The 1,418-nt window shown below is 68.8% G+C and carries 1 protein-coding gene and 1 pseudogene; both read left to right on the top strand.

Features of this window, described 5'->3' with window-relative positions:
* A pseudogene (locus AF337_RS13785) lies at window positions 1-250 on the top strand (thiol reductant ABC exporter subunit CydD); the annotation flags it as partial.
* On the top strand, window positions 247-1,418 hold a 1,172-nt coding region (locus AF337_RS13780), incomplete at its 3' end, for an ATP-binding cassette domain-containing protein (protein ID WP_049732495.1). The pseudogene AF337_RS13785 and the gene AF337_RS13780, both read left to right, overlap by 4 nt.

Below are 1,418 nucleotides of genomic sequence, written 5' to 3'. Positions count from 1 at the left end.
TTCCGGCGGCCAGCAGCAGCGGCTTGCGATCGCGCGAGCGGCCTGCAATTCGCATCTGGGGATCATCCTCGCCGACGAGCCGACCGCGCATCTCGATGCCGCCACCGCGGCCGAGGTCACAGAGAGCCTGCTTTCGCTCGCGAGGGGACGCACGTTGATTGTTGCCACCCACGATCCGCTTCTTGCCGCGCGCATGCATCGCACGATCCGCATCGACGCCGATATGATGATACGGGAGGCCGCCGAATGAGCAGATTTGCTGCAGACCTCAAGCCGATCCTGCGTCTGTTCCTTGCCGAACGCCGGCGCGCTCTGCTGCTCGGCGCAGCACTTTCGGCGGCGACGGTCACGGCGGGCATCGCCCTGCTCGGCCTGTCCGGCTGGTTCATCACCGCCACCGCGCTTGCCGGCCTTTCCGCCGCCGCCATCACCTTCGATGTCTTTGCGCCCTCGGCCGGCATCCGCCTGCTCGCCATCATCAGGACGGCGGCGCGCTACGGGGAAAGGCTTGCGACCCATGACGCGACGCTCGGCGTGCTCGCCGCGCTTCGCGAAAGACTGTTTCGCGGCTTCGCCGAACCGGGCTCGGCGCGCGCGCTCCTGCATCGTCCGGCACGGCTGCTCTTCCGGCTGACGGCCGATATCGACGCGCTCGACTCCCTCTATCTCAGGATCCTCGTGCCGGCCGCCGTTGCGATCGGCGCCACCTTTGCGGCAAGCCTGGTGCTGGGGCTCATGCATCCCTTGTTCGGTCTGTTCTCCGGTCTCCTTCTCGTCGGTGCCGGCCTCGGCCTGCCCTTGATCGCCGCTCGGGCGGCCCGCAAACATGCCCGCAGGCGCGCCCATGGCATCGAGGCGCTGCGGTCGCGGACGATCGATCTCGTCGCCGGCCAGACCGATCTCCTGATGGCCGGCCGGCTTGCGGCGCAAAGGCAGGCAATCGCTGGGGCAGACCATTACACCGCCGTCGCCGACAACCGATTGAACCGCGTCGAGACCGGCCTGACCTTCGGCTTCGGCCTGGTCTCCACCCTGCTGTTGACGGCATCGCTGCTTGCCGTCGCCGCTCTTGCGGAGACCAAGGCGATCACCGCTCCTGTCGCAGCTCTCGGCCTGCTGGTCGCCTTCGCGGCGACCGAGCCCTTCGCGGCACTGCGCCGCGGCGCGCTGGATCTTGGGCGGACGCTGCTTGCGGCAAGGCGCGTGGCGCCGCGGCTTGCCGTCGCGCGGGCATCCGATCCATTGGCGGCGGCGCTGCCGGGATATGCTTGTTCGCTGACGGAAGTCTCCGCCTTCCACGAAAATTCCGCCGTGCCCGCACTCCAGGGCATCGAACTGACGCTCCGGCAAGGCGAACGCCTGGCCGTGATCGGCAGCAGCGGCGCCGGCAAGTCGAGCCTGCTCGCCCTGCTTTCCGG

The organism is Rhizobium ecuadorense, assembly GCF_001187535.1.
GTDB lineage: Bacteria > Pseudomonadota > Alphaproteobacteria > Rhizobiales > Rhizobiaceae > Rhizobium > Rhizobium ecuadorense.
Note: the sequence above shows the minus strand (reverse complement) of the source record. Positions and strands in the feature narration are given on the sequence as shown.